The following is a 23,875-nucleotide window of genomic DNA, read 5'->3' on the forward strand; positions in this document are numbered from 1 at the left end:
CGAGCTACCGGATCAGATTCACCTCACCTGACCGCTCCACGGTGATGCCATTGCCTCGTTCCAGCACCAAATGATACCCGTAAACGCCTGCCGGAGCCGTTTCCCCTTTGTACATGCCTTCCCAACCCATCTGACTGGCAGGAAGCTGGAAATCGCTTGCTTCATAAACCAGGCTACCCCAGCGGTTAAAAACGCGGAAGCTGACCCCCCGGACAAATTCCGGACCGGCGTAGGGCCGGAGCACATCATTGATACCATCGTTATTCGGTGAAAAGGCCGTAGGTACATAAATCCGCTCCACATTATTCACTTCCACTACGATCCTTGCCGTAACGGTACAGCCTTCACTCGTTAGGCCGGTAACGGTGTAGGTGGTGGTGCGCTCCGGGCTCACCCGCACCGTTGCACAACCCTGGCATACTGTCGGCTCCCAAACCAAACTATCGGGCAGCTCCGTACCCGCATCCAGCGGTTGCGCTACCAGGTCTATAGAATCGCCTGGGATAATGATAGGCTCATCCCCCTGCCCGGGCGAGAACAGCCGAAACGCCGCCGGAGCCTCTGATTCCAGGTCGAATACAGCCACGCCTTCACAGCCCCCGCCATCCTGTACAAGGAGGCTGTAGCTCCCCGCTTCCAGCCCCGAAAAAAACGGAGATTGCTGCAAGGGTTGATCATTTATGCCAAACAAATAGGGCGCCTGACCACCAACGACACTATCCACGCTTAGGCTTCCTGTACCATCTGGCGTGCAGCCCGGATTAGTGACACTGACGACCAATTCAGGGGTAGCGCGGTTGTCGGCTACAGTTATAGTGTCGGCATTGGCACATCCGGTACTCGTATTCGTAACTTCCAGCACGTAATCGCCCGCTTCAGAGGCAGTGGGGTTAGCGATGCCGGTATCGGAAAGCACGCCTCCGTCCAGGGGGGTCCATGCATAAGCAAACCCGGCCATAGCGGGACTGCCAATAACGACCTCCTCCCTATCGCAGTCGAGGCTGTATGGCCCACCGGTTTCCACCACAGGTACCGGAAGAATATCCAGATTGAAAAAGGCTGAGTCCGGCTGGCAAATGCCATTGTTTTGCAGGTAGGCAATTTGAACCGCTCCCGGAATAGCCAGTTGCGCCAGGTTTAATTGTCCGGTGGAGGCATCAAGTGCATCATCGGGCACACCTCCTCCTGTAACCGCCCATGTCCCTCCTGTGTCAGCTCCGGCCAGAATGGCGCTCAGCTCTAACAGGCTGTCCAGTCCTGCGCAAAAGTCCAGATCTTTCCCTACTCCGGCAGCTGGAAAAGGCACGACAGTAAAGTCCAGAGCCGGAAAGAGGCCATCGTAGGTACAGGCCGGGGCGCTACTGTCAGAAAAGCTGGAAATGGCGATGCTCCCGCTGCCGGGAACCGGCACAGACAAGGTGTTCACCCCGGCTTGCAACCCCGGAAGGGTACTCGTCAGTCCGTTGTAAGTATACTCCAAAGTGAAGGGGCCCGGGCTTTCTGTCTCAATCAGCAGGGCCAGGTCCAGAGGCGACCCTTCGCAAATCTCGGTTGCCCCTTCCAGTTCCAACGTGTAACCCGGGCATTCCAGTGTGGTGCACCCTCCGGAATAAACATCACTCAGACAACCTTCTGCTGACAAAGCAAACAACTCGTAATTGACCTGCTGATTCTCCGTCAGCCCTTCGATCAGGTAAGTCGTATCGGAAGTGAAGGTCCCTACCGGCCCGTCGAGTACATCTATTTGGTAAGTGCTTGCCCCCATCGTAGGCGACCAGGATAAGAGTATGCTGTTCGTACCAACTTCGCAAACTACATCCGTTACTGTATCTGGCGTTTCGCCCACGGTGATGGTTAGCTCCGCAGTGGCTTCACAAACCGGCCCAAAGCTGATATCATCGAGTGCAAAGTCGTTGCCTGTAGACTCACTGTTGACATTGGTGATACAAATTTCCACATCAGTGGCGCCCCCCGAATTCCAGGTGGCATAGAAGGGCACCCAATCGCAGGTCACCGGGGTGGCTGCTGCGGTATTGCCCAACAAAACCCCATCGAAGGAGAACTGTAGATTCGCAGGGTTTTCGATAGTCACGGAAGCGACCCAGGCCGAAAAGGCATAGTCTGTACCGGGCGTAACGCTCACCACCTGACACCAGACGTCGTTTTGCTGATCGGAGCTGTTCACCACCATCATATTGCCATTGCCGGTGGTGTGGTCGCCGCAGGGGGCAAAGTCCTCATGGGTAGACATCGGGTTGTTGCTAATCAGGTACTCACCTTCGTTATGCAGGGGCCCGTTTGGCCCGCCACTCCCCTGCCCGTAATCGGTCGTAAACCCGGCATTGCCCAGTTCAAAGTCGCCGTTGAAAATGAGGTTTTCGCCTATCGCCTGTGCGGTGATGGTATAGGTTTGAGTCGTTGCCGGGGTTGCAGTCGTCACAGCAGCTGAGGGGTCGGCCAGCCCCGCACCGGGCGACCACTGAAAATTAAATGGCGTGACCGAAAAAGAAGCAGCAACCGGCACCGGTTCGCCAGGCGTGCACAGCGTGGTGTCTCCTGATACCGTGATGGTGAAATTATCACAATCCTGAGCAAAACCTATCCTTCCAAACAGCAGCAAAAAGAGACCAAAGCCTGCTAAGCGAATATTCATAGCGATTCATTTTTTCGGAAACAAAAAGCATAAGGAGCCCGGCCTGTACTATAGATCAGACCGCCCGTTTCCAATACCTGGAAATTGATTTAAGGCTGACCGGGGTAATCAAGATTGGAGATTTGATTTGTTGCTGTAGTAGCGGCAAAGATATAACAATCTGCCATAAGTACAGCCCGGTTGAAATGAAGCTTTACGGAACGGTCGGTTTCGGCCTGTTAAAATACAAATGCCCCGAAAGCCATTATTTCGCTTCCGGGGCATACTGCAATCAGTACCTAAGGCCCTTACTTGCTATTTACTGATTCTCATTGAGCGGAATCGGGAACTGCTGGAATACCTGATCACCAGGCCGGTCAATCGACAGGTTATCCGCATTCAGCAAACCATAGCGGCGCAGGTCAAACATACGGTGCCCTTCCGCCCAGAAAGAATAGCGGCGGTTGTACAGCATTTCGTCGATCAGTGCATCGCGGTTAACATCTCCATCATAATCGCCTAATCCATGCGCATTGCGGATCACATTGAGTGCCGTCACTGCATCATCCAGGCTACCTTCCTGAATGCTCGCTTCCGCATAGATCAGGATCAGCTCCTCGTTACGGATGATATCGATTGACGAAAGCGCAGACTCATACAGAGCTGTCTCATGCGTACCATTCAGCCCGTCCTGAGAGGTAGCATCCACCCGTGGGCGGAACTTCGACAAACGCATATCGCCTTCCCGGATATCTTCAATGTAGGAGTCGTGGACAATAATTTGGTCGCCGCTCTGCCCGGGAATTTTGAATACCGGATTCAGTACATCACCGGAAGCGGTGCTGAAGATCATTTCCGGTCCAACAGTGATATCGCCATCCAGGTCCAGGAAGGAATCCTCCAGGTAGCTGAGCGCATTATCGTATTGCTGTGCATAGGTAGCCGCCCGGGCTGCTATAGCGCGGTTAAACTCAGCATAACCTTCCGGTGTATCAAAGCCGCCGGCATAGCCTGCCGAGAGTGCAAAATGGAATTCGGCACCCTGAAGATCATCATAGGCATCGTCCAGCAGGCTGAAAATCTCAGTGAAAGCATCTGCTTTGCTGACAAATGGTCCCAGGTTTTCCGGATCAGCGACATCCACACGAATGCCGTTGTCGTTGAGGCGCATGAGCTCCTGCAGGAACATCAGTGCTTTAACGGTTCTTGCATAGCCACGGTAGCCGGCGAGCTCCGCTTCAGAAGCCCCCTGAGCATTGGGGAGCGCTTCCAGCAGCAGGTTTACGTTCTTCACTACCTGATAGCGGGTCCCCCGCGGTGCAGTGAGGTAAAAGGTATTATTGTCCAGGCTGCGCCCCTCTTTGCCCAGCAAATCCTCGGTGTTACGAGGGTCTGCATTGAAGATGTAAAGCTCTCTGGCAATCGTACCTGTGGAAGTGATATAGGTATCCCAGGCCGTCCGCATCCGGGCTTCTGCCCCGTAGACCAAGAGGTCCAGCTCATTAGGCTCTGCTTCGGAAAGAATTGCGCTCACACTGGGCGCGTTGGGATCAAACTGCTCGTCGATAGTGCAGGCACCAAGGACCAGCAGGCATAATGTGCTTATGATCAGATTTATATTTTTCATAGGAATGTTTCCTTTTTAAATTCAACAATAGGTCGGTGTCATTAAAATTCAGCAGTAACATGGAAATAAGCCTGACGTGTACTTGGGAAAGGCGTTACTTCAATACCTGTAGACAAGCCAGTTGTTCCTTTGGTGGAAACTTCAGGGTCGTAGCTGCTGTAGTCTGTCAGTGTAAGCAGGTTACGGCCGGAAACACCAACACGCAGACGGCTAATGGTATTGCTGAATTTAGGCAGGGTGTAGTACAGACCAACCTCACGCAAACGGAAGTAGGAAGCATCCTCTACAAACCCAACCAGGTCAGCGTATTCCTCAGGTGTTGTACCACCAAGGTTGGTTAGCAGGCGGGACAGATTGAGTACGTCGCCTCCTTCTTTCCAATGGGTCAGGAAGGTAAAGTCGATGTTGTTGCCAATCTTAATCTGGTTAAACCAGCCCAACTGGAAGTCAGGCTCCACATCACCAATGGTTACAGGGCCCTCTGCACCATTACCCTTTAGCTGTGTGATAGGCTCGCCTTCTTCAACAAAGAAGGTACCCAGCCCCAGACCAAAAGCAACACCGGTCGGAACAAATGGCGGTACGCCCAGGCGGGTCACTTCCGAACGGTTGTACCAGTAATTTACTGTAGAGTTCCACTGGAATTTCTCACGATTGACCGGAGTGAAGCCCAGCTGTACCTCCAAGCCTTGGTTACGAAGGTCAAAATCGCTCCGGCTTTCATCCGCCCAGCCTGTAGAAGATGGGATGTCAAAGTCATAAAGCAGGTTCTCTACATCACGGATGTAGTAAGTTACGCCAAGATTCAGTTTGTTGTTCAGGATACCAAAGTCAGCTCCAAATTCCAGTTCCTGAGAAGTTTCAGGCTCCAGGTTTGGATTACCAAGACTACCGCCTGCACGGATACCTACCTGTCCGCCAATATTAGTGGAAGCCAGCGTCGTGAACAGCGATCCAAAAGAGGCACTGCTGCCCGTTTCACCGTAAGCTACCCGCAGCTTGAACTGATTCATGCTATTGATGCTCCAGAAGTCAAAGTTGGCTACGTTGACCGCCAGCGATGCCCGTGGGAAGGCAAAAAACTGATTGGGGTCACCATTCAGGCTCGACTTGTCAAAGCGGATACCTACAGTACCAATGATTTTGTCGTCCCAGTTGACTTGCTCCTGAGCAACAAAACCAAAGTCTTCTTCTGTAGCCAAAGCCTGGCTGATTTGCTGTGCACCAGAGTTCTGCAGGTTCGTCTGTCCTGGAATCAGCTGTGTGGCCCGGTTGAGAACCAGATCACGGTCAAAATTGAGGTAAGTCACCCCTACCTGTGTGTTGAAGTTAATATTGCTCTCCGTATAATGGTCCAAAACGGCAAAAGCTTGATAATTGTAGTTCAGCAAGCCATTGCGGCCCTCACCAATAAAGCCGTTGTTGCCGCCCGCCTGTGCCTGATGGGTTTCCGGCACGTAAACGGAGGTCTCGTTCAGCAGGAAGTCAACACCCACATTACCCGTCAGCTTAAAGATCGTACGGTCGGTCTGATAAAGATTGATCTCCATATTGGCACCGGAAATGAAGCGGTTATTACGCTCTTCGTTCCAGGTATTATCGCGAACAAAAATAGGGTTACCTGCCGCATTAGGGTTCGTCGGGTAGTTGCCCAGCGCATCCGGGAACAGGTTCACCCAGTCGCGTGTAAATGCCAGGTTGTAACCGTAGCTCAGGCCACCCTCGTTTTCGTTACCGGTAAAGCTCCGGCTGGCGAAAGAGTTGATGTAGTTGGCATTAACGCCCATTTTGATCTTATCAGAAATGCGGTGGTCCACATTCAAACGCATGGAGAAGCGTTCGAAGCCGGTATTTTCAATAATACCTTCCTCATCCCGGTAGCTGGTGTTGAAGTAGAACGTCGTTTTCTCATTACCACCGGAGATGGACAAACGGGAATCTGTGATGAAACCGTCATTGCCATAAATCTCCTGCTCGTAGTCAAACACTTCACCATCTGCTACGGCTCGCTCGAAACGAGCCCGCTCATCCGGACCGAAGGCTTCTTCCACTTCAGCAGCCGTGTACTGACGGCGGCCTACGAAGCGCTGAATGGTGTTCACACCAAAGTCCTGCTCGAAGCGGACCTTGGTTTTGCCAGCCTGCCCCTGCTTGGTCGTGATGATGACCACACCGGCGTTGGCCCGGGTACCATAGATAGCAGCGGCTGAAGCGCCTTTCAGGACCTCGATGCTTTCAATATCTTCAGGGTTCAGGTCTGCCAAACGGTTGGAAGCATTCTCCTCAGAGCCGGAGTTCGCACCGGAAGCAAAACGCAGGCCACTCGGGATTTCCGCATTGCTGATATAGACCCCATCAATAATAAACAGCGGCTGGTTGTTGCCCGTCAGGGAGGAAATCCCCCGCAGGCGCATAGCAATACCACCACCGGGCGCACCGGAGCTGGAAATGATGTTTACGCCGGTCATTTTACCGTACAAAGCACCATCTATGGTCTGCTGAGTGGTCACCTCGGTAAGTTCCTGGCTCGAAATGGTAGATACGTTGTTCGCCAGATTGGAGCGTTTCACACCAGAAGCAAGGCCCGTCACCACCACCTCTTCGAGATCGGCAATGTCTTCTTCCAGGGTAACATTCAGGCGGTTGTTGTCCGGAGTAGCCTCTATTTCCTGGGAGGCAAAGCCGGTGTAGGAGAACAGAAGGACTGCACGCTCCCCTTTAACATTTAGGTTGAAATCACCGTTAAAATCAGTAACGGTACCCGTTGTGGAACCTTTGACAATGATGGAAACCCCAATCAGAGGTTCCCCACTCCCATCGGTTACGTTGCCAGTCACATTGAACTGAGCCATTGCTGTTGCAGTAGTGAACAGCAAAGCCAGCAGCATGCTGAACTTTGTAGCGTAATTCATACAATTTTGAGTTTAATGAACTAATGAATGCAAAGCACGGTGGCATTAAGCCACTTTGACATAATAATAGAGCCAGGTACACATCCGTGGCACATGGTTTTTATACTGCTGAACTAAAAAAGCCAGACAGCTTCCGGTCTTATGAATCGCTAATTTTGCTTGTGTCCCAATAACCTGACGGGCTGGAACCGGGGTGCAGATTTGTGATTTAGCCCTGCTGTTAGTTGGGGGATAAATATAGTAAATTTTCTCACACTTACATTTTTCTTCTATTTTTTTCGATAAAACTGGCAATTCACCCGTCAATAATTGGCAAATACCCCTTCAAAACAAACAATACAGAATACACTCATTTTCAAAGTGATAAATATCAGCCAGGCCAAACTTTGGCATCCCGGTGAGATCACCTAATATTGGCGCTTAATTCTAAAGAGATGGAACTGATTTTCCAACGACTCCGACCTCACTGGCCTGCTTTAAGCATCGCAATCGCCTTTTTATTGGCCCATTCATTCGGTCTGTACCGGGCTGTCTTGGGGCTGGGGCCGGGCGAATCTGTGGCGCTGACTATTCTTCTGATCACAGCACTTTTCTGGATTACAGAAACAGTCCCCCTTTATATTACGAGTATGGGGGTACTGGCAATGAGTGTCCTTTGGTTGCTCCCTGTCCTCGAAGGACTAGGCAAAACAGCCCAAAAGGATGATTTCCTTCAAGCCTTTTTTGGGGATATCACCCTTTTATTCATGGGTGGCTTTGTGTTGTCTGCTCTGCTCAACAAATTCGGGCTGGCACGCCGCATCGCTAACTGGATGATCCAAAAGACCGGCAGTGCCCCCGAACGGGTACTCCTGGGCCTGATTGCCATATCTGCACTCTTGTCCATGTGGATGAGCAATACAGCTACGGCTGCAATGATGTTTGCCATTGTGGGGCCCCTGATTCTTCAAATCCCGGCAGGGTCTGCCTTTTCCAAAGCCATCGCTCTGGCCATTCCCTTTGCCTGTAATATTGGCGGGCTGGGTACGCCTATTGGTACGCCGCCCAACGCCATCGCCATGGAATACCTCAACCGGGCGGGCATAGAAATTTCCTTCGCCCTTTGGATGATCATCAGTATTCCGCTATTGCTACTGTTGCTTGCGGCGCTATGGCAACTGTTGCTGCGGCTCTATCCTCCCGGAGAAATTGAAATTACCATAGATGAAGACCCGGCTTCAGCAGATAACTTTACTGTAAGGCAAAAGATTGTCATGGTCATCTTCGTTCTCACTATCCTGGGCTGGCTTACCGGTGGCATGACAGGGCTCAGTACTGGATTTGTTGGGCTGTTATGTATTATTACCAGCTTCGGTATTGGCTTGCTCAATACGGCTGATTTCCGGAATATTTCCTGGGACATCCTCTTCATGCTCGGTGGCGGCCTCTGCCTGGGCGTGGTACTGGACGAAAGCGGGCTGACCGACACTATCGCTCATGCCATACCTATGGATCAGGGCTTTATGTTCGTCTTTGCTATTCTGCTCCTTATGGCGGCCGGCATGACTACCGTGATGAGCAATACAGCTACGGCCAACCTCCTGATACCGGTCGCAGTTTCTCTGCCCGGCAATGAGCTGCTGTTCTCCATTGCTATCGCCATCATGTGTTCCACCTCAATGGCGCTACCGGTAAGTACTCCGCCTAACGCGATTGCCTTTGGCTCCGGCCTATTGCAGGCAAAGGATATGCTAATTGCAGGCCTTATCCTAACTTTATTGGCTTTGATCGGTACTGCGATCACAAGTATTTTCTATATTCCCCTATTCTTTTAAACCCTAACCTATGGAACTTCACGCTCAGCATTGCCAATTTTGTGATTCTACGGATATGAGGAATATCCTGGTCCGGAAAATCGGCGAGTCAGATAAGGTTTTTGTGCAGTGCCAGTCCTGCGGGTCATTCGTGGCCAGTTATGTGATTGCCCCCCTGGGCTACTACCACCACGGCAAAGGGTATGATTCCTTCCTGCGGGGCATACACCGCAGCGGCGAGTTCATGAGCGGCAGAAATATTGCCCGCATGTTCGAAGACCGAAAAGAGCAGGATATCGAAGAGTTTAAGGAGGTCCTGCGGCTAATCCAAAAGAAGGACCATATCGATGATCCAAAAGAAAACCCCGGAGAAAAACAGTAATCTCCGGGGTTTTAAACCTTTTTACACTCCGTCTGACTAACCTTTGTTTTGCAGCTTCGCCCAGGTATCCCGCAGTGTCACCGTCCGGTTGAATACCCAATGGTCAGCCGTGGAGTCGGGATCAACGCAGTAATAGCCCATCCGTAAGAACTGGAACTGCTGCCCGGCTTCCATGCGCCCAACATTCGGCTCCACATAAGCCTCTTCCAGTACCTTCAGTGATTCCGGGTTGAGAAACTCCAGGAAGTCCTTGTCCTCGTGACGGTCTGGCGTAGGATCGGTAAACAGGCGGTCATAAAGCCGCACTTCTGCCTTTCGTGCATGTGCAATGGAAACCCAGTGAAGGGTGCCTTTCGCCTTGATGCCGGAAGTGTCATCACCGGAACGGCTGTCTGGGTAGTACGTGCAGTGTACTTCCTTAATCTCGCCCGTAGCCTCATCCTTTACATAATCCTCGCAGTGCAGAATATATGCGCCTTTCAGGCGGACATCACGGCCAGGCCCCATCCGAAAGAACTTCTTCGGCGGGTCTTCCATAAAGTCTTTGCGCTCGATATAAATCTCTCTGGAGAATGGCATTTCCCGGGTGCCCATCGACTCATCCTCCGGGTTATTCTCCACTTCCATTTGCTCTACCTGCCCTTCCGGATAGTTGGTGATTACCACCTTGAGCGGATCAAGCACCGCCATAATTCGCGGAGCGGTCTTATTCAGTTCATCGCGCACACAAAATTCGAGCAGGTTGAGATCAATAAGGTTTTCCCGCTTTGTCGTACCGGCTTTGTTGCAAAATGTCCGGATAGCCATTGGTGGATAGCCCCGGCGGCGCATACCGGAAAGCGTTGGCATACGGGGATCATCCCAGCCGTGCACGTGATCTTCCTTGACCAGCCGGAGCAGCTTTCGCTTACTTGTGATCATATAGGCCACGTTCATACGCGCAAACTCAATCTGCCGGCTGGGGAAGATTTCCAGCTTTTCGATGAGCCAGTTGTACAATGGCCGATGGTGGAAAAACTCCAGCGAACATAAGCTGTGGGTAATGCCCTCAATGGAATCCGATTGCCCATGCGCGAAATCGTACATGGGATAAATGTTCCAATCACTGCCAGTACGGTGGTGGTCTTCCCGCTTAATACGGTAGAGCACCGGGTCGCGGAGCAACAGGTTGTCGTGACCCATATCGATTTTAGCGCGCAGTACCTTGGAACCGTCAGGAAACTTCCCGTCCTTCATCCCTTCAAAAAGCTCCAGGTTTTCTTCCACGCTGCGGTTCCGGTAAGGGCTTTCCTTACCCGGCACCCCAATATCCCCTTTCTGCTCCGCAATTTCCTCAGCAGAGGAGTCGTCTACATAGGCCAGGCCTTTTCGGATGAGGTCCACTGCAAACTGGTACAACTGCGAAAAGTAATCGGAGGTGAACAAAGCCTCCCCTTCCCAGTCAAAACCCAGCCATTTAACATCGCGCTTGATGCTTTCCACGTATTCGGTTTCCTCCGTACTGGGGTTAGTATCGTCAAAGCGGAGGTTGGTTTTACCGCCGTACCGTTGAGCAATTTCGAAATTGACTGTTATAGCCTTGGCATGACCGATGTGCAGGTAGCCATTGGGCTCCGGTGGGAAACGGGTATGTACCCGCCCGCCGTGCTTGCCATTTTTGATATCTTCTTCAATGATTTGCTCAATGAAGTTTAGAGATTCTTTGGTTTCGTTGCTCATATTCTTAGAATCTAATAGTCTTTTTTGAAATCGCAAATTACATCCGGGCCGGCATTTCAATGCCCAGGAGTTGCATCCCGGCCTTCAGTGTATGCGCTACCGCCTGCGACAATTTCAGCCGGAAGGCTTTAGCCGCATCCGACTCTGCATTCAGAATGCTAAAGTCATGGTAAAACCGATGGTACTGCTTGGCCAGATCATAACAGTAATTAGCAACCCCCGAAGGGTCATAATTAGCCGCAGCTTCCTGAATCACAACAGGAAAGGCATACAACTGGCCAGCCAGAGCCTTTTCGATGGTTTCCAGTGTCGCGTATTCAGCGGCAGCCTGCAGATCCTGTTCTCCGCCTTTGCGCAGCACCGACTGAATCCGCACATAGGCGTTTTGCACATAGGGCCCGGTCTGCCCCTGCATGTCCACCGATTCCTTGGGGTCAAATACCATCCGCTTCTGCGGCTGCACCTTGATGATGAAAAACTTCAGCGCCGCCAGTCCGATTTGCCGGATGATGGCTTCCCGTTCCTCTGTATTCAGATCATTGAGGGTATCCCGTTCTTCTGTATTTTGCCGGGCCTCAGCAATTACTTCAGCCATCAGGTCATCCGCGTCCACCACGGTTCCTTCCCGGCTCTTCATTTTGCCGGAAGGCAGGTCAACCATGCCGTAGCTGAGGTGGTAAAGCCCTTCAGCATAGGGCTCGCCCAGCCGCTTCAGGGTCTCAAACAGGACCTTGAAGTGATAGTCCTGCTCATCGGCTACCACGTAGACCATTTTGTCCACGCCGAAATCTTTGTACCGTTCCTGTGCCGTACCGATATCCTGAGTGATGTAAACGGAGGTGCCGTCACTCCGCAGCACCAGCTTATGATCAAGCTTGGCATCCGTCAGGTCAATCCATACCGAGCCATCCTCCTTTTCGTAGAAAATCCCCTTTTGAAGGCCCGTCTTGATCGTGTCTTTGCCAAGCAGATATGTATCAGACTCGTAGTACAATTTGTCAAATTCCACACCAAGCCGTTCATAGGTCTCATCGAAGCCTTCGTATACCCAGCCGTTCATCTGCTTCCAAAGCGCGATCACCTCTTCATCGCCTGCTTCCCACTTCAACAGCATAGCTTTGGCAGCCTGCCCGAGCTCACTGTGTTCGTTGAAGTAAGTGTTTTTATAAATCGTTCCGAAAAAATGCTTTTCCAGCGTGTATTCAGCCGGCTCAAAGCCTTTGCCTTCCCGCTCTGCTTTCGCCATAGCTTTGCGGGCTTTCTCGTCCAGCGTTTTCTCCGCTTTTTTCACAGCCTTCTCATCCGCTTTCCAGGCTGCGAATACCTGCTGTCCGGCTTCGGAAGCCTGCCAGGTTTTGTATTCTTCCTTGAAGGCCTGCTCAAACTTTACATAGAAATGCCCTACGAAGTGGTCAGGCTTCTGACCGGCGGAGGCAGGTGTGGCTGCATTTCCAAACCGCTCCCAGGCCAGCATGCTTTTGCAAATGGCAATGCCCCGGTCGTTAACCACCTGCACTTTCACCACTTCATAGCCAGCCGCGTCCAGGATTTGGGAAGTCGACCAGCCCAGCAGGATATTCCGGATGTGGCCCAGGTGCAACGGCTTGTTGGTGTTAGGGGAAGAGAACTCTACCATCACCTTTTGCCCGTTAGCCGGCAAGCGGGCAAAGTCTTCTTTCGCATAGATATCGCCTACAAAAGCTGCCCAGAAGCTATCGCTGACTTCCAGATTAAGGAAACCTTTGATCACATTGAAATCGGCAACATGCGCCACCTGATCTTTCAGGTACTGCCCCAGTTCTTCCCCAATTTGTTCCGGCTTTTTGCGCGCTATCTTCGTGTAGGGGAATACCACCACGGTATAGTCGCCCTCAAACTCTTTGCGTGTCGGAGACAAGGTCACGGAATCAGCGGTAACGTCAGCATCATAAAGGCTTTTAACAGCCTGTACTACGCCAGATTGAATCGTTTCTATAATATTCATCTAATAAGGGTATTGCGGCAAAGCGCCAAAAGTATCAATTTTTGAGGAGTTTCGTGCAGCTTTCTGCAGCCCATTTGCATAACCGTATCAGGCGCGGGGAGAAGTACGCCTGAGTATGATTTTGCCGGGGATGCACTCTGAATCGCCGGTATTGCCGCTCCAGGGGCCTTCGAGCTTATCCTCCTTACCCTGAGATACGATGAAAAGAGTGGCTTGCTTAAAGCACCACTCCATGTTTTCGTGCTTCCAGTGATCAATGATCTTACTTTCCTCCCAGTGAATGGCTTTATCGCCAACCAACTGCCCTTCCAGCTTCATTTCCGCAAAAATATCTCCATATTTAACGTAGGAACGACCGGTGATTTTATTCCCTTCCTGTTGCAGGTAAAGCGTAAAATCATACTCCGGGGCGTACCCTCCTGTATTTTGAGTGAGAGTGCCTGTCCAGGTACCCGTGAAGTCATATTGGGCTTGAGTAAGCGCCGGAAAGACCAGGATCAGTAGTAGATAAGACCATTTCATAGCAGCATGCAAATTAGATTTCTTACATTTTCAGGAACCGGGCTGACTGGACAACACCTCAGTCTGGTGGGTAGTTCCCTTCAAGCTAAAAACGAAGATCAGGCTTGTTCATCCGCAGTATGGCCAAAGAAGCTGAAAATGGTTTTCCCGTAATGCCGCTCCTGCTCGTAGTTAGGGTGATCCTGATAACTATGGTTGGGGTTGTGCTCCATCACAAACAAGCCATCAGCTGCTAACAGGCCATGCTCAAATACCAGATCAGGGATGCTGTCAGTAACGGGCAAACCATAAGGCGGGCCGGCAAAGATGTAATCGTACTGCTGGCCGTCCAGCGGCATAAATTTAAATACGTCACTATGCACGATCCGGAGTTGGTCTTCGATTCCCAGCTCCTGTGCCGTTTTTTTAACAAACTTGACACATCCTGGAAACTTATCCACATACGTAACATCACGGCAGCCCCGGGAAATAAACTCATAGCTATGATTGCCCGTGCCACCAAAAAGGTCAAGAACCCTCAGAGATTCAAAGTCAAACGTGTTGTAAAGGATATTAAACAACCCCTCTTTGGCAAAGTCAGTGGTAGGCCGGGTGGGCCAGTTCTTCGCTGGCGGGTTAAAGCGCCGTCCTTTAAAGGCTCCTCCTATAATGCGCATAGACAGATTATTATAGCAAGCTCAGGCTGAGCAAATCAAAGTATTGGTAAGCCACCTCGCGGTCGTTTTCCAAATCAAACTTGAAAATGGCCCGGGTGTCCATAAACTCCATGAGGGGAAGATAACGGGCAAGCAAGCGATAGATTTCGGAGGCCTCGACCAATTGGCCACTTAGATACACCCGCGTGGATTCTGCGCTAAGCCCGGCCTGTTCGAAGACCAGCATAGCGTAATAGACAAAATCTTTGGCGCTCCGGTAACGGTAGGCATTGAAAAAAGCCAGAGCCCCATTCTGCAGCACGCTGGCAAAAAGATGCCCATCCAACAGGTGAAAATAGGCTCCATCTTTATAATTGACCAACCGGCGCTGTCCTTCCAGAAGCACATGGCCCAGATGGAAAATCCTGCAACCCGAAAAGAGGCGGCGGGCAGCCGCTTCGAGCGAATCTTCCACCGCATAAACAAAACAGGTATGGAGTGATGCCACCTGATCGGCAAGAACGGTATCCCGATCCGAAAGCCGGGTAGTACCTTCCAGATAAGTGAGGTGGTCATCCGGGTTGTAAAGCCGGTCCGGAACAATGACCTGCCTCGGGGTAGCAAAAGCCAGGCGGATGTTCCGAAAGGAGGCAGATAAGAGCTCATCCTTTCGGTGAAGCTGCTCCAGCATATCCGCATCTAAGGGCGTATCTTCAAGGCTATACTGCCGAAGCGCCAGAAGCCGCTGCTGATCGCTAAGTATGGCAAAACCAAAACTGTCCACCCCCACAAGGATGGACAGTTCATAGGTCTTCGTATGACTTGCTTCAAAAGTTGGCGATATGAGCTGTTGGATTATCTTTCCCAATTGCCGGAGAGGTTTGGTGCATTCATGTTACCAAACTTCAGTACGCTATTGGGGTCATAGCCGCTGTCATAACGAGCAAAGCGGGGGTCCTTAAAGGCACCCATAAACTCTTTGCGGCGCACGCCCACTTCAACAACAGGTACCGTTGTGCTTTGGTAGGTAATGGTATCCGCTTTGATATCAAAGGATTGACCACGACCGTAAGGGACATAACGCAGAGAATCTAATGACATTCCCATCACCGCACGAATGGAATCATAGGCAGGGAGATAAGTCGTGTCATAAATGATTTTACCGGTAAAGTTCGGATCATCAGGGTCACCAATCACTTTAACAATGGCAAAGCTGTCGTTCTTCAAGACATAAGATAAAGAATCAAAGGATGGTGCAAACCCGCCTTTGATATTCCGGAAGGCTTCCTGAGCCGTACGAATCTTCATCAGTTTGTCAATCACAGCATTTTCCCGCTTTTCTTTCTCGGCTTTAAAAGCGATAGGCTCCTGAATACTGCTGATCAGTACCCAGACCAAACCTACTACGATGGCGGCTAGAATCAGGTTAATGACTATTCTCATTTTTCGGTTTGTTTTGACGCAAGTATAAATAATTTCCCCCGAAAAACTGGTATCAGCCCGCGAGCAATTTTACCCTATCGTGGCAGAAAGGCACCGGCTCAGACCTTCCCGGAACAAATCTTGCTGACCTTCAGCCTGCTAGCTAATGACAGGCCAACCCTGCTTATGCTCCAATTCGGCAGCTCCCGTTGTAGGCATAATCTATACTGATTTTGGGATTGTTACTTATGTTTGCAGTCAATAAAATAAATTCAGCAATATGCCTACCACCATACTGGCGATAGAGTCCTCCTGCGATGATACTTCTGCTTCTGTGCTTATGGATGGGAAAATCCTGAGCAATTGTGTTGCCAGTCAGGATGCGCATCGTTTATACGGAGGGGTCGTGCCCGAGGTTGCATCCCGCGCTCACCAAATTAATATTATTCCGGTTGTGGACCTGGCCATCAGGCAGGCAGGGATCAAAAAAACCGACCTTGATGCAGTAGCCTTCACCCGGGGCCCGGGCCTGATGGGCTCCCTCATTGTAGGGGTCGCTTTCGCTAAATCGCTGGCCCTCAGCCTTGACATTCCGCTTATTGAGGTCAACCATATGGATGCGCATGTGCTGGCGCATTTTGCAGAGGATCCCAAACCCCGATTTCCTTTCCTCTGCCTGACTGTTTCCGGTGGACATACCCAAATCGTTAAAGTGGATGCGCCTGACCAAATGGAAGTACTCGGACAAACGCTGGACGATGCCGCGGGGGAAGCCTTTGATAAAACCGGCAAATTACTTGGACTGGAATACCCTGCCGGGCCGATTATCGACAAGCTGGCGCAACAGGGCAAACCCGTTTACGACTTTCCGGAACCGAGAATACCGGACCTTGATTTCAGCTTCAGCGGGCTGAAAACCTCCATCCTTTATTTTCTTAAAGAACAAATTAAAGAGGATCCGGACTTCATTCAGCATCACCTGAATGACATCTGTGCTTCCGTACAGGACCGGATCGTAAGCATTCTGCTTAAGCGGCTCCGCAAGGCAGCCCGGCGCACCGGCATAAAAGAAATCGCTATTGCCGGCGGCGTATCCGCCAACTCGGCCTTACGCAGTGGGCTGGCCGAGATGGGCCAAAAAGAAGGCTGGCAAACTTGTATTCCCAAATTTGAATACTGTACCGATAATGCCGCTATGATTGCCGTAGCGGGCTACTTTAAGTACCAGGCCGGGCAATTCACAGATCAGTCAGTGCAGCCGGCAGCCCGGTTTTGATGGATTCGTGAAAATCTTTTGCTAAAATGCCGCAATCAGCTTCGCCTTCATCGACTGGAACTCCTCCTCGGAGATGATGCCTTCGTCCCGCAATTTGCCCAGCTCCCGCAGGCGGTCAAGCACGTCCTCTTTGCTTTTTGGAGGCTCAGTGGCAGTGGGGTCAGTAGCTCCCGGCTGAGCGTAATCTGCCTGATTGCCTTCAGCAGCAGATTCGGCCGCTTGTTTGGCGGCTTTGTCTTTGCGCAGCTGCTCTGCCACTTTTTTGCCTTTCTCAAACTGTTCTTTGTACATCTTCTTCAGGCGGGCGGGGTCAAAATCTAAAATAGTGCCTCCTGACTCGTAGTGGCGCTTGAAGACCTGCCCAAGGGCATAAGTCGAAGCACCGGCAAATACCGATACCGTAATGCCGCCAACTACAGAACCGACCACGGGAATCATTTTCGCCAGGCTGCCCGCACCAATCCGGGCCAGCGTGGAGCTCGTCAGGGAAGTAACGATGGCCTTTCCCTGCGTTTCTGAGAAATCCACATCGTACACCTTGCTCATTTGCCGGATCATGTCCAGCTGTACCGCACTGACTGCAAAAATATCGGCAATCAACACCGGAATTAAACCTGACCCCATAGACCAGACCACGTGGTTGCGGATAATTGTATCGACGTGCTTACTACGCTCGCTTGTTGATTCGCTCATAAACTGCGATTTTACTTTTTTGATACCGTAATCGAAGAAATCTTTCGGTTCCATAGACTGAATTGATTCAGATTCAATGATAAGCGCTTTTGCCCGAAGCTGCCACTTTTTTTCGACCATCATCCGAAAAACGGCGATTGGCTGGCGGGGAAGGGATCACCCTTGTCTTTATTGTAAACAAAAGGAATCCCCCCTGGTTCTGCCCTCCATATTATACAAAACCCGGACCATAATCAACCCAAAATTCAGCGGTTCATCTGATAATCGCTGGCGTTCGTCCATCCGCCGGCAATGGAAGCCTTTGACCGGCGTTTTGCTTATGCTAATCCTCCGGAACAGCCTTTCCCGGCTTTGACAAGCACCTCCGTAACGGCTGCTGTCAACGCGACAAACGGCCGAAAGTGCGGCCGTATATTTTTTTTCCGTCCCGAAGGAGTATATTTGCGCGTTACTAATAGTAAATCAACACCGCATGGGTTTCTTTCTCTTTTTATTGATCAGCTATATCCTGCTCAGCATCAGCCTTTTCTTTTTGTTCCCGAAAGCGGGTGTGGACGGGTGGAAAGGCCTGGTCCCTGGCCTGAATTTCGTGGAATGGTGCAAACTCATCGGCCGTAAAGGCACGCATGCGGCCTGGCTGCTGTTCCCCATTGTCAATATTTTCATTTATGCCGGCATGGCTATTGATATGGTGCGCTCGTTCCGGCACTATGGCTTTCTGGACAGTGTGCTGGCGGTGCTTTTCGCGCCTTTTTACTTTTTTTATCTAGCCTTCAAGCCGGAGGAACAGTACGATGGCCCCACACTGATCAAAGAGGCGGAGTACAAACAACAGCTCCTGGAGGCACAAGAGGAGAACCAAACCCGCAAGCTAAAGAAACTACAGAGCAGCAACCCTTACCATAAGTCTCAGGTCAGGGAATGGGCGGAGGCGGTGATTTTTGCTGTATTTGCAGCCGCTTTCATCCGGATGTTCCTGATTGAAGCCTATGTGATCCCAACTTCTTCTATGGAAGGCTCACTGCTGGTTGGCGATTTTCTGTTTGTCAGCAAGGCCCATTATGGCATCCGTACGCCGGAAACGGTGGCCATGATCCCGCTACTCCATAACCGTGCGCCGGTTATCGACGCAGAGTCGTACCTGAAGAAGCCCAAGCTGCCTTACTACCGCCTGCCTGCCCTCGAAAGCATTGACCGCAACGATCCCATTGTTTTCAACTATCCGGAGGGAGACAGCGTCTACATTTTCCCCGGCCGGACCTGGAGTATACACGATTACAATCGGGGTGCTATCCCGCCACAGTACGCCCGGCAGATCAAGACGGGCAATAAGAAACTCGTTGTACGCCCAATGGACAAAAAGGACCACTACATCAAGCGGGCAATTGCCGTAGGTGGCGACAGCCTGGAAATCCGCGACCGGCAGGTGTACATCAATGGGCAACCGGCAGATAACCCGGAGCACCTGCAGTATATGTATCAGGTGACTTTCCCGAATACCGCTATCAATACCCGTCAGTTTTCGGACTGGGGCATCTCTTCGGAGGACATCATCGCTCAGCAGGGCAATACCACTTTCATTATCGTTCTTTCCAATGAACAAAAAGCCAAAATCCAGGGCCTCGACGAAGGCATCACCATGGAGCCTATGAACATTGGTGAACTGGATACCAACCCGGAGAAGCTCTTCCCGCACGACCCGAAAAACTTCCCCGGCTGGACAGTGGACAACTACGGGCCGGTTTATGTGCCTGAAAAAGGGGCCACAATAAAGGTCAGCCCTGAAAACATTAGCCTCTACAAACGCATTATTGGAGTGTACGAAGGCAATGAGCTGGCCATCCGGGACGGAAAGATTTTCATCAACGGGGAAGAAACGGACGAGTATACCTTCAAAATGAATTATTACTGGGCTATGGGCGATAACCGGCACAACTCTGAAGACAGCCGGGTTTGGGGCTTCGTCCCCGAAGACCACATCGTCGGAAAGCCTATCATCATTTGGTTCTCTACCAAGGAAGGGTCGATTGGCAACGGTATTAACTGGAGCCGCCTCTTCAAGTATGTAGGTAACCTGAAATAAAACAGCTGCATGGTTGACGCCTTCATCGAAAACCCTCTATTGCTATTATTCGTAGTAGCTGGCCTGGGCTACGGTGTGGGCAGTATCCGGATACGCGGCAGCAACCTCGGTGTAGCCGCGGTACTGTTCGTCGGGCTTGGCGTTGGCGGGCTCAGCCCGGAGCTCCATATTCCGGATATTATCATCTTTCTGGGGCTGGCCATGTTTGTCTACACGATTGGGCTGAGCAGTGGGCCCAGTTTCTTCGCCACTTTCCGGCAACGGGGATCGAGGGACATTATCTTTGTGATTGTTATGCTCACCCTGTCGGCCTCCATTGCCTTTGGGCTGCATTTCCTTTTCCATTTTGATGCCAGCACCACCTCCGGGCTGTACGCCGGCAGCACCACCAATACGCCGGCCCTGGCGGGCTTGCTGGATGCCATCAGTAATGCCAATCTGGGCAATACCGCCGCAAAGTCCATGAGCGAACGAGCGGTAATTGGCTACTCCCTCTCCTACCCCATGGGCGTCATCGGGGTGATGATCGCGATCAATGTCATGCACCGCCTCCTGAAAATCGACTATCTGGCCGAAGAGCGGGAGCTAAAACAGAAATACCCGGTACGGCAGACGGTAACCAGCAAGACCGTTGAGGTTACTCAGCCCGATGTTACCGGCATCCCCCTACGCGATTTGAAGCGGCAGCTCCAGGCAAATGTTGTATTTGGCCGCTTAGTCAGAGGAGATGAAACCCTGCTGACCAATTACGATACGACCTTGCAGGTAGGCGATCAGGTAGCACTGGTAGCTGATGAAGAGGAAATTGAGCGGGTCACTCCGCTACTGGGCAAAAATATGCCCTTCCGCCTGTCCTCCGACCGGTCGGAATATGACACCCGCCGGATATTTGTCTCCAATCCGGATATTGCCGGGGAGCGCCTGTCTACCCTCAATCTTAACGAGCGTTTTGCCGCCATCATCACCCGCGTAAGAAGAGGCGATATTGACCTGCTGGCCAACTCTAAGCTTGTGCTGGAGCTGGGCGACCGGGTCCGCTTTGTAGCCCGCCGGCAGGACATCCCCAAGATTTCCAAACTCTTCGGGGACTCCTACGATGCCCTCAGCCGCATCAACCTGCTAAGTTTTGGGCTGGGCATGGCCCTTGGCCTGCTGTTGGGCATGATTACCTTTCAATTGCCCGGCGATGCTTCCTTTAAGCTGGGGTTTGCTGGTGGGCCTATCATCGTGGCGCTAATCCTTGGAGCGCTGAGGCGTACGGGCCCAATTGTCTGGACGTTGCCCTATAGCGCTAACCTGACGCTCCGGCAGATTGGCCTGATCCTGCTCCTGGCAGGAGTGGGCGTGAATTCCGGGCACACCTTCGTGGATACCGTTGCGCAGGGCAGCGGCGGTATTATTTTCCTGGCTGGTACGATCATCAGTTTTATCACGGCTATTGCGACCCTGTTCATCGGTTACAAACTACTGAAGATCCCCTTCAGCTTCCTGACCGGCATGGTGGCCAGTCAGCCGGCGGTACTCGATTTTGCCCTGGAGAAAGCAGGTAATAAACTGCCCAATATTGGCTTCACGTTGATGTTGCCCGTATCTTTAATTACCAAAATCGTCTACGTTCAATTCCTATTCGCTTTATTGCGATAAACCCTGCAAGTCTATGAATTTTACAGGCAAACGAGTTCTGATTACGGGCGGCTCCCGTGGCATCGGCAAAGCTACGGCTCAGGCTTTTGCGGAAGCAGGTGCACGCGTGGCCATCAATTTCAACAGCAATAAAGTTGCTGCGACCGATGCCATCAACAGCCTTACTGGCGAAGGCCACTTTGCGGTCCGGGCCAATATCAGCCATCCGGAAGCGGTGGAACGCATGGTGGAAGCAGTAGCTGGAGAAATGGGCGGTATCGATATCCTGGTCAATAACGCGGGGGTTTTCATACCTCACCCGATTGCGGAAGTGAGTTATCAGGCATGGCAGGAAGCCTGGCAACAGACCCTGGACACCAATCTGACGGGGGCCGCGAATGTCACCTACTGCGTTGCGCAACAGATGATTGAGCAGGGCGGCGGGCGTATCGTTTTCGTATCCTCCCGTGGCGCATTCCGCGGAGAGCCTACGCACCCGGCCTATGGGGCATCAAAAGCCGGCATGAATGCTTTGGCACAGTCCCTGGCTCAGGCCCTGGCCCCTCACAACATTTTCATTGGTACGCTGGCTCCAGGTTTTGTGGAAACAGACATGACAACGGAGCACCTGCAGGGCGAAAGCGGGGATGCCATCCGCAGTCAAATTCCAAATGGCAAAGTCGCCCAACCTAAAGAAATGGCGCATTGTATCCTTTTTTTGGCATCGGAGCAGGCAGCGTATACGACTGGATGTGTGCTGGATGCCAATGGGGGGTCTTATCTGCGGTAGGAGTGAGCGGGCTACAGATGCTTGATGGCTTCCCGGACGGTAAGTTTGGGCAGGTGAGGGTTCTGGCGGACAAAACCACGGACGCTTTCGGGTGCCGTTCGGGCATACTGCCGGAGCGCCCAGCCTGCACCTTTCTGCACAAAAAACTCCGTGCTGTCCGCCCGGCGGAGGATGTAGCGGAAAAGGCGATCGGTGTCTGTCTTTTCTTTATACCCCAACTGGAAAATGATTGCGGCACGTTGAAACCAAAAGTCGTCAGATTCTATCCACCGGTCAGGGTAATCTTTTTGGTGCTCCGGGAAGCGCAATAAGAGCCCACCGGCAATTTTGGGAGAAAGGAAATCGACGGTATCCCACCAACAATTCCGGGGAATTAGTTCTTCCACGAGATCCAGAAAATCAGGGGTAAGCCTTCGGAGTGACTTTTGTAGCAAATCGTTGACGGCATATTGCAGCTCCCGGCGGGCATCAGGTTTGAAACACAACCGGCATACAGCTTTTAGCTCCGCTCCTTCCGGCATGCCCACAGAAGCGATATGGTTTTTGACGATAGCTTTGCGCTCCGGAGTTTTGATCCCATAAAACCGGGCGCTGTGTTTCATATAGGCCTCCATCTGAGCGGCTTGCCCGGGGTTAGCGTTGGCTTGAAAGGCATCCTTTAGCAGGCTTACATAGGCTTCGGGGGTGGTCATAAATGCTGTATAGCTTCGATAATTTCGGCTTCCGCCATGGGTCGCATATAAACATTCAGCAATTTGTCCGCAGCTTTTTTCAGGCGGGCAGCACCAAAATGCATTTGCCCTTTCGACATCCCATAAGCGATGACCTGCCCGGAGGCCCGCCGCGGAATATTCAACCCACTGAAGTGGCGGTCACTGGAGTACAATTTAGTGATTACATTGGAACCATCCAGCCAGAGGAAGGCCTCCTGGCTTTCGAAACTATCGGTATTGGCAATAATTTTGGCGGTCACCATGACCTTAGCATCTCTTCGGGCGTAAAAATGACCACACTGATACCAGGAGCAGCGCTGCACCGCAAAGCCAAAGTAACGCCGGTTTCCTACCTTGCGTACTTCCACCTGGGTTTTGACCGGGCGCCAGTCGAGTAAAGTATTACTCTTTACAGAACGTATCGTAGGCAGGCTGCGGGCGAATAGTTTAGCGCTGCCCGGAGGATGAACGCTGTGCGGGCTTACCGGAATTTCCATCATAACCGGCTCGCTGAGTTGCAAAGGGGCGCCGTCCTTAAATATGTTGAACTGTACCTGGCTGACCGCATCCACAACGCGATCTTCCGAAGCGGTGGGCCGTGCAGCAAGCAGATGCTCAAGCGGGCTGCTGATTTCTGTAAGCCGGACCTGAATCTGTCCATCAATCCGATGACCGGTGGTAGTGGAAAGCGAATGCGCAGGGAAAGTAAGGCGGGTCCCTTTTTCCCCAACGATAGTGCTGTTGCGGGCAGCATTGATCAGAAAGACCTGCTCAGGCGGGCGGTGTTTCAAGAAAAACTCCTCCAATGTCCGATAGGGGCTGCCTGAATAGGTCAGCACCCTGGGTACGTGGCCAGGTATCATACTTTTTTGTTTTCTCATAGTTGGACTTGTACGGTTAGCCATACATGCCCGGTAAATTAGACCGTAACAGTTAACAGTGCGCTGCCTGTAGCCAACGCAGGGACATATTCAGGGAGGTAAATGCCAAAGCAGCTAAACTAAATGACTATTGATGCACAACCGGCATGCAAGACGCAACCGTAGCCTGCTGCTTGTTCAATCTGGAA

General features: G+C 51.7%; 18 protein-coding genes. 6 read left to right on the forward strand and 12 right to left on the reverse strand.

What is annotated here, in order from left to right:
• Positions 1–4: 4 nt before the first annotated feature.
• The 3 genes from IX84_RS31575 to IX84_RS26265 all read right to left on the reverse strand — a co-directional run bounded on the left by IX84_RS31575 (position 5) and on the right by IX84_RS26265 (position 7,171).
• Entirely contained in the window at positions 5–2,653 is a 2,649-nt protein-coding gene (locus IX84_RS31575) for a gliding motility-associated C-terminal domain-containing protein (RefSeq protein ID WP_052516425.1), read from the reverse strand.
• A gap of 298 nt (positions 2,654–2,951) precedes the next feature.
• Positions 2,952–4,259 (reverse strand): RagB/SusD family nutrient uptake outer membrane protein, encoded by a 1,308-nt coding sequence (locus IX84_RS26260; RefSeq protein ID WP_044228214.1) that lies wholly within the window; start codon positions 4,257–4,259, stop codon positions 2,952–2,954.
• Between the two features lie 41 nt (positions 4,260–4,300).
• The gene (locus IX84_RS26265) at positions 4,301–7,171 is read right to left on the reverse strand and encodes a SusC/RagA family TonB-linked outer membrane protein (RefSeq protein ID WP_044228217.1); all 2,871 of its coding nucleotides are present in this window, start codon (positions 7,169–7,171) and stop codon (positions 4,301–4,303) included.
• Positions 7,172–7,671: 500 nt separating this feature from the next.
• Here IX84_RS26265 and IX84_RS26270 point away from each other — a divergent pair, with 500 nt between their 5' ends.
• Positions 7,672–8,985 (forward strand): SLC13 family permease, encoded by a 1,314-nt coding sequence (locus IX84_RS26270; protein WP_160213950.1) that lies wholly within the window; start codon positions 7,672–7,674, stop codon positions 8,983–8,985.
• Positions 8,986–8,995: 10 nt separating this feature from the next.
• A complete protein-coding gene (locus IX84_RS26275; RefSeq protein ID WP_052516426.1) occupies positions 8,996–9,346 on the forward strand; it encodes a hypothetical protein in 351 nt (116 codons plus the stop codon).
• 36 nt (positions 9,347–9,382) lie between these two features.
• On the opposite strand, the gene IX84_RS26280 is transcribed toward IX84_RS26275, so the two are convergent.
• The 6 genes from IX84_RS26280 to IX84_RS31580 all read right to left on the reverse strand — a co-directional run bounded on the left by IX84_RS26280 (position 9,383) and on the right by IX84_RS31580 (position 15,649).
• Positions 9,383–11,065, reverse strand: coding sequence for a glutamine--tRNA ligase/YqeY domain fusion protein (locus tag IX84_RS26280; protein ID WP_044228224.1), 1,683 nt, complete (start codon positions 11,063–11,065; stop codon positions 9,383–9,385).
• A gap of 37 nt (positions 11,066–11,102) precedes the next feature.
• A complete protein-coding gene (gene argS / locus IX84_RS26285) occupies positions 11,103–13,049 on the reverse strand; it encodes an arginine--tRNA ligase (protein ID WP_044228227.1) in 1,947 nt (648 codons plus the stop codon).
• Between the two features lie 87 nt (positions 13,050–13,136).
• A complete protein-coding gene (locus tag IX84_RS26290) occupies positions 13,137–13,571 on the reverse strand; it encodes a hypothetical protein (protein WP_044228231.1) in 435 nt (144 codons plus the stop codon).
• A gap of 98 nt (positions 13,572–13,669) precedes the next feature.
• The gene (locus IX84_RS26295; RefSeq protein WP_044228232.1) at positions 13,670–14,227 is read right to left on the reverse strand and encodes an RsmD family RNA methyltransferase; all 558 of its coding nucleotides are present in this window, start codon (positions 14,225–14,227) and stop codon (positions 13,670–13,672) included.
• A gap of 10 nt (positions 14,228–14,237) precedes the next feature.
• The gene (locus tag IX84_RS26300; protein ID WP_044228236.1) at positions 14,238–15,074 is read right to left on the reverse strand and encodes a DUF3822 family protein; all 837 of its coding nucleotides are present in this window, start codon (positions 15,072–15,074) and stop codon (positions 14,238–14,240) included.
• Entirely contained in the window at positions 15,062–15,649 is a 588-nt protein-coding gene (locus IX84_RS31580) for a hypothetical protein (RefSeq protein WP_052516427.1), read from the reverse strand. Before IX84_RS31580 ends, IX84_RS26300 begins: the two co-directional genes overlap by 13 nt.
• A gap of 259 nt (positions 15,650–15,908) precedes the next feature.
• On the opposite strand from IX84_RS31580, the gene tsaD reads away from it, so the two are divergent.
• On the forward strand, positions 15,909–16,904 hold the full coding sequence (gene tsaD, locus IX84_RS26310) for a tRNA (adenosine(37)-N6)-threonylcarbamoyltransferase complex transferase subunit TsaD (RefSeq protein ID WP_044228238.1): 996 nt from the start codon (positions 15,909–15,911) through the stop codon (positions 16,902–16,904).
• Positions 16,905–16,925: 21 nt separating this feature from the next.
• On the opposite strand, the gene IX84_RS26315 is transcribed toward tsaD, so the two are convergent.
• On the reverse strand, positions 16,926–17,597 hold the full coding sequence (locus tag IX84_RS26315) for a DUF697 domain-containing protein (RefSeq protein ID WP_044228911.1): 672 nt from the start codon (positions 17,595–17,597) through the stop codon (positions 16,926–16,928).
• 472 nt (positions 17,598–18,069) lie between these two features.
• Here IX84_RS26315 and lepB point away from each other — a divergent pair, with 472 nt between their 5' ends.
• Genes lepB through IX84_RS26330 form a run of 3 tightly spaced genes read left to right on the forward strand, consistent with a single transcriptional unit; the run spans position 18,070 to position 22,093 of the window.
• Positions 18,070–19,680, forward strand: a complete 1,611-nt coding sequence (lepB, locus tag IX84_RS26320; protein WP_044228241.1) for a signal peptidase I — start codon at positions 18,070–18,072, stop codon at positions 19,678–19,680.
• 9 nt (positions 19,681–19,689) lie between these two features.
• On the forward strand, positions 19,690–21,324 hold the full coding sequence (locus IX84_RS26325) for an aspartate:alanine exchanger family transporter (RefSeq protein WP_044228243.1): 1,635 nt from the start codon (positions 19,690–19,692) through the stop codon (positions 21,322–21,324).
• 13 nt (positions 21,325–21,337) lie between these two features.
• The gene (locus tag IX84_RS26330; protein ID WP_044228246.1) at positions 21,338–22,093 is read left to right on the forward strand and encodes an SDR family NAD(P)-dependent oxidoreductase; all 756 of its coding nucleotides are present in this window, start codon (positions 21,338–21,340) and stop codon (positions 22,091–22,093) included.
• An 11-nt stretch (positions 22,094–22,104) separates the two neighbouring features.
• Here IX84_RS26330 and IX84_RS26335 read toward each other — a convergent pair whose 3' ends face one another.
• Both IX84_RS26335 and IX84_RS26340 read right to left on the reverse strand, forming a co-directional pair.
• Entirely contained in the window at positions 22,105–22,785 is a 681-nt protein-coding gene (locus tag IX84_RS26335) for a DNA alkylation repair protein (protein ID WP_044228249.1), read from the reverse strand.
• Positions 22,782–23,687, reverse strand: a complete 906-nt coding sequence (locus tag IX84_RS26340) for a hypothetical protein (protein WP_152605257.1) — start codon at positions 23,685–23,687, stop codon at positions 22,782–22,784. The genes IX84_RS26335 and IX84_RS26340 overlap by 4 nt, the downstream gene beginning before the upstream one ends.
• Between the last annotated feature and the right edge of the window lie 188 nt (positions 23,688–23,875).

The organism is Phaeodactylibacter xiamenensis, assembly GCF_000759025.1.
Lineage (GTDB): Bacteria > Bacteroidota > Bacteroidia > Chitinophagales > Saprospiraceae > Phaeodactylibacter > Phaeodactylibacter xiamenensis.